Annotated in this window: 7 protein-coding genes; 1 reads left to right on the top strand and 6 read right to left on the bottom strand. The window is 72.3% G+C overall.

Annotation, left to right across the window (positions count from 1 at the left end; translation table 11 throughout):
- Window positions 1–212: 212 nt before the first annotated feature.
- Both AB0B48_RS13840 and AB0B48_RS13835 read right to left on the bottom strand, forming a co-directional pair.
- Window positions 213–821, bottom strand: coding sequence for a VTT domain-containing protein (locus tag AB0B48_RS13840; protein ID WP_357200557.1), 609 nt, complete (start codon window positions 819–821; stop codon window positions 213–215).
- Between the two features lie 100 nt (window positions 822–921).
- Complete coding sequence (locus AB0B48_RS13835) at window positions 922–1605, bottom strand: 50S ribosomal protein L11 methyltransferase (protein ID WP_357200554.1); 684 nt, start codon at window positions 1603–1605, stop codon at window positions 922–924.
- Between the two features lie 193 nt (window positions 1606–1798).
- On the opposite strand from AB0B48_RS13835, the gene AB0B48_RS13830 reads away from it, so the two are divergent.
- Window positions 1799–2002, top strand: coding sequence for a cold-shock protein (locus AB0B48_RS13830; RefSeq protein ID WP_007462771.1), 204 nt, complete (start codon window positions 1799–1801; stop codon window positions 2000–2002).
- A gap of 49 nt (window positions 2003–2051) precedes the next feature.
- Here AB0B48_RS13830 and AB0B48_RS13825 read toward each other — a convergent pair whose 3' ends face one another.
- The 4 genes from AB0B48_RS13825 to AB0B48_RS13810 all read right to left on the bottom strand — a co-directional run bounded on the left by AB0B48_RS13825 (window position 2052) and on the right by AB0B48_RS13810 (window position 6722).
- Entirely contained in the window at window positions 2052–3332 is a 1281-nt protein-coding gene (locus AB0B48_RS13825; RefSeq protein WP_357200551.1) for an MFS transporter, read from the bottom strand.
- Window positions 3329–3904 carry a helix-turn-helix domain-containing protein gene (locus AB0B48_RS13820; protein WP_357200548.1) on the bottom strand — a complete coding sequence of 192 codons (576 nt, stop codon included), beginning with the start codon at window positions 3902–3904 and terminating at the stop codon, window positions 3329–3331. The genes AB0B48_RS13825 and AB0B48_RS13820 overlap by 4 nt, the downstream gene beginning before the upstream one ends.
- A 107-nt stretch (window positions 3905–4011) precedes the next feature.
- Window positions 4012–4887 (bottom strand): hypothetical protein, encoded by an 876-nt coding sequence (locus AB0B48_RS13815; protein WP_355010224.1) that lies wholly within the window; start codon window positions 4885–4887, stop codon window positions 4012–4014.
- Window positions 4888–5045: 158 nt separating this feature from the next.
- Window positions 5046–6722 carry a CocE/NonD family hydrolase gene (locus AB0B48_RS13810; protein WP_357200545.1) on the bottom strand — a complete coding sequence of 559 codons (1677 nt, stop codon included), beginning with the start codon at window positions 6720–6722 and terminating at the stop codon, window positions 5046–5048.

The raw sequence follows: 6722 nt of genomic DNA, 5'->3' as shown, positions 1-6722 counted from the left end.
ACTTCCGATCCAGGGATCAAGCCTGACCGCCCGGAGCCGGGCACGGCGGGCCCCCGCCCCCACACACCGCAACCCGGCCCCAGAGCCGGGCACGGCGCAGGCCCCCCGCCCCCACCGCAACCCCGCCCCAGAGCCGGGCACGGCGCAGGCCCCCCGACCTCACCGCAACCCGGCCCCAGGGCCCCCCACACCCCCCAGAGCGAAGAACAGCCTCAGCTCACGACGGCGAACAACCGCCGCCGCGCCCCCAGCAACGCGACGGAAGCCAACACCAGCCCGACCCCCATCGTGACCAGCAGAGGGCTGGGGTCGCCCGGCAGCAGCGCGGCCACCGACCGTGACGCGGTGCCCAGGGCGAGGTAGAGACCGGCCCAGGCGGCCGCGCCGATCGTCGCGCAGCCGAGAAATCGGCGGTACGACATCCGCAGCCCGCCGGCGGCCAGTGGCAGTAGCGCGTTGAAGACCGGCAGGAACGGCGCGACCACCATCATCCGGCCGCCGCCGCGACGCAGGATTCCTTCGGCCGCTGTCCAGCGGGCCTCGCCGATCCAGCCACCGACGCGGCTGTCGCGCAGTCGGTCGGAGTAGCGACGGCCGACCAGGAAGCTCAGTGACCATCCGGCCAGGCAACCGATCAGCACCGCGGTGAAGGTGGCCAGCCCGGTGCTCGGGCGGCCCACGCCGACGGCGGCGAGGATCGCGACGTCGCCGGGGACCAGGACACCCAGCAGGGGTACGGCGTCGAAGAGCATGACGAGCCCGAGCGCGCCCATCAGCAGCAGAACCGGTAGTTCTCCGATCTGGGCCAGCCATTGCGTCATGCGTCGACGCTATGGCCGTGGTGCCACTTCGGACATCCGGTCGTAGCCCCCAGTGACCCCTGGTATCCGCCTCGGGGTCGCCCCTGAGTCGGGGTGCGCCTCAGGCGGGGCGCAGCACCTGCACGTGGCGTAGCGACGAGTCGACCGACGGTTCGGTGGTGGGTACCGGGTAGTCGGCCAGCACGGTCAGGCGGTCCGTCGGCAGGTGCCCGCGGCCGGGGTCGCCGACCAGCACGTCGGCACCTGCGGCGGCGGCCCGCTGCAGGAAGGGCAGCATCCGGTCGGCCATCGCGCGGTCGTAGAAGACGTCTCCGGCGACGACCAGGTCGACCTTCGCTTCGGTGCTGTCGAGCAGGTCGTCCCCGGTGGCGTCGACGGCGACGTGGTTGGCCCGCGCGTTGAGGGTGACGGCGGCGACGGCGTACGGGTCGATGTCGTTGGCGATCACCTCCGCGGCGCCGGCGAGCGCGGCGGCGATGGCTACCAGCCCGGACCCGGCGGCGAGGTCGAGCACCCGGCGACCGGCGGCCAGCTCCGGGTGGTCCAGGAGGTGGCGGGCCAGGGCCTGTCCCCCGGCCCAGGCGGACGCCCAGTACGGCGCGGGCAGCGCGCGTCCGGCGGCGGCCTCCATCCGGGCCCACCAGACGATCGCGTCCTCGGCCAGGTGCAGCCGCACCTCGGGGACGAACGGGGTGGGCATCAACCGGAGCCGGTCCAGACCAGCACCGGGCGCGTGAATTTCGCGTTCCAGCTCGGTCAGCGCGTCGGCTGCGGCATCACTCATCGGCGCAAGCATGCCGCAGCGACGGTTGGTCGGGGCGGGTTTCACATGCCGCCGCGCAGAGTTCACCCGAGTTCAGTCAAATACCTACGGCACTTCGGCCAGCGGATCGGGGTTTTGCCCGTTACTGTCGAACAGGTACGGGCGATCATCGGCCACAGGCCGAGGGTCAGCCGCTTTGAACAGGGAGAGATGCATGGCAACCGGCACGGTTAAGTGGTTCAACTCGGAAAAGGGCTTCGGCTTCATCGAGCAGGACGGTGGAGGGCCGGACGTGTTCGTCCACTACTCCGCCATCGCTTCGAGCGGCTACCGGGAGCTCAACGAGGGCCAGAAGGTCGAGTTCGAGGTGACCCAGGGGCAGAAGGGTCCGCAGGCGGACAACGTCCGCCCGATGTAGCTCCGTGCCGGTGACGGCGGCCGGTTCTCCGGCCGCCGTCGCAGCGCACTCAAGACGCCGCCGGGGCGGCGGGCAGGTCCCGCCGCCTCCGGATTGGTCCGACAAGCAGAATCAACGGGGTGAGCGCCAGCCAGGCGGTCATCACGACAATTGCCGTCTCGACGCCGTAACGTGCGCCGATGGCACCGGCCAGCACGGCCGCCAGCGGGATCGTGCCGTAGTTGAGCAGATGCATGCTCACCGTCACTCGGCCCAGCAGGTGGTGCGGCGTGTAGGTCTGCCGGAAGGCACCCTTGACCACGTTGCCGATGGCCACCCCGAGACCGATCAGCAGGCCCCCGAGGGCTGGCCAGGCCAGCCCGACGCCGGGCGCGGCGAGCGGGATGAGCAGCGCGGGCGGGCCGGTGAGCGCCGCCCCGATCAACACCGCCCTTGCGGTGCCGCAGCGCCGGGCCACAGTGGTGGCGAGCAGCGCGCCGATGATCCCGCCGGCGCTCATGACACCGACGAGCCCACCCACCAGGCCCGGTTCGAGACGCAGTTCACGGACCAGGAAGACCACCAGGACGGCCTGGTAGCCGGTCAGCCCGATGTTGCTGGCCGCGCCGAAGAGCGTGAGCACCCGCAGGTACGGGTCCCTGATGACGAAACGCAGCCCTTCGGTGATGTCCCGACGCAGCGATCGGGACCGCTGCGAGGGTCGTACGCGCGGTTCGCGGGTGCGGATCCGCAACAGGAACATCGCGGAGAGCAGGAATGTGAGCGCGTCCAGCAGCAGTGCGGCGACGGCGCCGACGAGCTGGGCGATCAGACCGGCGAGGCCGGGTCCGACGACGTAGCTCGCGGTCTGGGTTGCCTGGAGCTTGGCGTTGCCCTCCGGCAGTTGCCCGGGTCGCAGCAGCACCGGCAGGTAGACCTGGTCGGCGGTTTCGAAGAAGACCCGCGCGGCGCCCGCGCTGAGGGCAACCACCAGCAGTTGCGCGACGGTGAGCCGGCCCAGCACGGCGGCCAGCGGCACGCTGAGGAAGGCCACCGCGCAGAGCAGGTCGCAGATCACCATCACCGGTCGGCGGGGCAGCCGGTCGACCCACGCGCCGGCCGGCAGGCCGATCAGCAGCCAGGGCAGCCAGGCCGCGGCCGTGAGCACCGCCACCTGGAAGGTGCCGGCGTCGAGGACGGCGACCGCGACCAGGGGCAGCGCGACAGTGGTCACGTTGCTGCCGACGCTGCTGACCGCCTGGCCGGCCCAGAGCAGCCGGAAGTCGCGGTGCCGCAGCAGCCCGCCGGCACGGCGCACGGGGGTCGGGTCGCTGCGGGTGGCGGCGGTCACGGTCGCGCCGGCACGCCGTGGACGAACACGAAGACCGGTCGGCGCTCGGCGTCGTCGTCGGGCAGGTCCCGGTTGGCCCAGCGCGAGAGGATGCCGATCATCTCGCGGCTCAGCTCGGCCAGTTCCTCGGGCGTTAGGCGCAGCCAGTGGTCGGTGGAGAACGCGGCGTCGCGCCAGGATGCCTGCTCGGCCTCATCGGCGGCGTGCCAGGCCCGGGCCAGTGCGACGTGCCGGTCGAGGTTGAGCGAGGTGGCGGCGTCGGCGACCGCGCGGGAGGCCGGGTCGGCGTCGAAGTCGGCGTTGGACCAGCGCAACCCCCTGGTCACCAGGCGCCACCACCGCTCGCGCCGGTCCCGGGCCAGTTCGGGCGCCTCGGCGACCAGGTCGGCGGCGGCGAGGACCTTGAGGTGGTGGCTGACGTTCGCGGGGGCCTGGTCGGTGCGCTCGGCGAGCAGCCCGACGGTGGAGGGCCCGTGGACCTTGAACACGTCCATCAGCCGGCGGCGCAGCGGGTGGGACATGGCGGCCAGCACCCGGGAGTCGGTGACCTGGCGTACGTCGGGGCTGTTCATGTCGACAGCCTGACATCCGCAACGACTGTTGCGCAACACTTATTGCCCAACAGTCGTTGCGGATTGCGTCAAGAGGGGCGGCCCGGCGGCTACGAACCGCCCCTCGCTCAGGCGACGAGCCGGCGGGCCAACTCGTCGGCCACCTGCTTGGCGATCGTGGGCGGGATCGCGGCGGCGATCTCCTCCGGGGTCAGCCCGGCCAGCACGCCCTGGATGATCGCCTCCTCGTCGGTGAAGTCCCGGTTGGACAACTCCGTCAGCGCGGCCTGCAGGGCGGTGACCTGCAAACCGAGCGACTTCAGGGTCGGGTGGGCCGACCTGAAGTTCGGAACGGTGGCGTCCTCACCCATCGCCATCCGGGTGTAGATCTGCCCGATCGGGTTGCGGCCGTCCAGGACGGTGAGGTTCTTGTGGACGGTGGCCAGCCAGTTGTGCTCTTCGGGGGTCATGTCGTCGTCCTCCAGGAGTCCGATGGAACTGAGGTAGCGGCGGAACAGGGGCCGCTGGTCGCGGCCCGCCTTGATGGCGTCGCGAAAGAAGCTGAAGTGGGTGTGCCAACGGTGTGAGCTGTCGCCGGTGGTGCGCTTACCGAGGCGATCCCACCGCTTCACAGTGCTGCCGTCGGGGCTGTAGATGATCTCCCGGATGTCCCGGGTGTCGGCCGCGTTCGCGGCGCACTGCGCCACGCACCAGACCGAGAAGCTGGGCAGGGTGTTCGATCGGCCACCGGAACGGACATCGAACTGTCCGACGTCCAGCGCCGCCGCGTCGAGGGTCAGCCCGGCCCGGTCCCGAGGCGACTCGACCACCGAGTAGTCGTTGGGGACCACCCGGTCCGATCCGCAGTGGTAGCCGCCCCGGTGGGACGAGTCACCGACGATGCCGACCTCGCCCGGATCCAGGTCGTCGGGCCCGGGAGCGTTGTCGAGGTGAGTGAGGAGCAGACTTCGGACGGCCAGAAGGTTAGCCGGGGCCCGGGTCATGGGGTCCCCCTTTCCGAGAGGCGGGGACCGGGCACGACGTCACACCGCGTACGCGGTGCTGGGCTTCGGGCGAGCCCGGCCTACTGGTGCACGGCGCCGGGCGTTGACTCCACCATAGCCCGCATTTTCGGTAAACGCCCAGCTCAGGAGGGGTCTGTTCAGATTGGAGGTTGGTGCGGGGCAGAGTGGACTATCGGTAGCAGCAGCGCCGAGGGGTGCGCCGGGTCGTGCAGAACCTGCCGCCAACCGGCACGTAGCGTCACCGCCGTGCCGAGCGGCTCGCCGGTGCCGGGGTTGCGCGCCCACCGTGGATGGGCGCCGCCGGAGACCTGCACCCGCAGTCGGTGCCCGGCGGCGAAGCGGTACGCGGTCGGCCAGAGCGGCACCGGAATCCGCAGCGCCCCGGAAGGGTCGGCCGGGAAGCGCTCGGGCGTGACCCGCACCAGACCGTCGCACACGTTCCACGAGCGACCCCGGCGGTCCACGTCGCACAGACGAACGAACACGTCCAGGTAGGGCAGATCGCTGCGCAGGTGGATCTCGGCGCGGACCGGGCCGATCACCTCGACCGGCGCGGCCAGCGGGGCGCTGGTGTAGGTCAGCACGTCGGGGCGGGCCTCGACCCGCCGGTTGTCGACCGGGCCGGCCCGTTGGGCGACGAGCAGTGGACCGCCGAGCGACGGGGTGGGGTCGGCGGGGTCGTAGCGGAACGCGTCCGGTGTCGACACGACAGGTGTGCGTGCCGCCAGCGCGCCACCGGGTTGCAGGTGCCAGGCGGTCTGGATTGCCGGGGGTGGCCAGTCCGGCAGGTCCCGCCAGCCGCCGCCGGCACCGCCGACGTGGATGCGCACGGGCGGCCGGGCTGGTCCCGCCGGGCCGCGCGATCGGGTCGTGGCCGGCAGATGCTCGTCGAGCCAGGCCAACCCCTCGCGCAGCGCGCCCACGAACAGCCCGGGGCTGCCATGCGTCCATGGGCCGATGACCAGGCGCGGCGGTGTGCCGGCGGCGCGCAGCACGGCGTGGTCGTCGAGCTGGGCGGGCAGGAAGATGTCGTGCCAACCGGTGACCATGACCACCGGCGCCCGCACCTTCGCGACCTGGTCGGCGAAGACCCGGGTCCGCCAGTAAGCGGCCTGCGGTGTGTGGTGGCGTAGCCACTCCTGGAAGAACGGGATGGTCACGCCGGTGGCCACCCGGTCAGCCTCGGCCAGCGGGAGGTGCTCCAGCGCGGCGGCCAGCCGGGGTTGCCCACGTTTGAGTTCCCATTGCCGGGCCAGCCACGGCACGGTCTGCGCGTGCAGCAGCTCCGCCCAGGTCAGCACGGTGTCCAGGGCGAAGGACTCCCCCGCGTACGTCGAGTCGCGGGTGGCCGAGGCGGTCACCACCGCGACCATGGCGCGCAGCTCCTCATCGGCGTCGGCGGCCAGGGCCCACTGGGCGAAGCCCTGGTAGCTGACCCCGAACATGCCGAGTTGCCCGGACCACCAGGGCTGGCGACGCAGCCAGTCCAGCGTGTCCGCGCCGTCGTCGCGCTCGTGCACCAGCGGGGCGAACGTTCCACCGGAGCCGCCGGTGCCCCGGCACGACTGGATCACCGCGTGTCGACCCCGGGCGGCGAGCAGCCGACCGAGCAGCCGCAGCGGCCCACCCCGCCCGTAGGGGGTGCGGATCAGCACGGTCGGCGCAGCGCGGACGGCCGGGGCGTAGTGGTCGGTGCGCAGCACCACGCCGTCGCGGGCCCGCACCGCGAGGTCACGGCTGACCCGCACCGGGCCGGGGCGGGTCGGGGTTAGGCGCAGCGCGGCGCTGGCGAGGCGGGTGACGAGGTGCGGCAC

It is taken from the genome of Micromonospora sp. NPDC049089 (genome assembly GCF_040648775.1).
Classification (GTDB): domain Bacteria; phylum Actinomycetota; class Actinomycetes; order Mycobacteriales; family Micromonosporaceae; genus Micromonospora.
The sequence above is the reverse complement of the archived record's forward strand: the minus strand, read 5'-3'. Positions and strand labels throughout refer to the sequence as shown.

Excerpts from the sequence above, each read along its gene's own strand:
- AB0B48_RS13840 (WP_357200557.1), bottom strand. The coding sequence starts at position 821 with ATGACGCAATGGCTGGCCCAGATCGGAGAACTACCGGTTCTGCTGCTG.
- AB0B48_RS13830 (WP_007462771.1), top strand. The coding sequence starts at position 1,799 with ATGGCAACCGGCACGGTTAAGTGGTTCAACTCGGAAAAGGGCTTCGGC.
- AB0B48_RS13815 (WP_355010224.1), bottom strand. The coding sequence starts at position 4,887 with ATGACCCGGGCCCCGGCTAACCTTCTGGCCGTCCGAAGTCTGCTCCTC.
- AB0B48_RS13835 (WP_357200554.1), bottom strand. The coding sequence starts at position 1,605 with ATGAGTGATGCCGCAGCCGACGCGCTGACCGAGCTGGAACGCGAAATT.
- AB0B48_RS13820 (WP_357200548.1), bottom strand. The coding sequence starts at position 3,904 with ATGAACAGCCCCGACGTACGCCAGGTCACCGACTCCCGGGTGCTGGCC.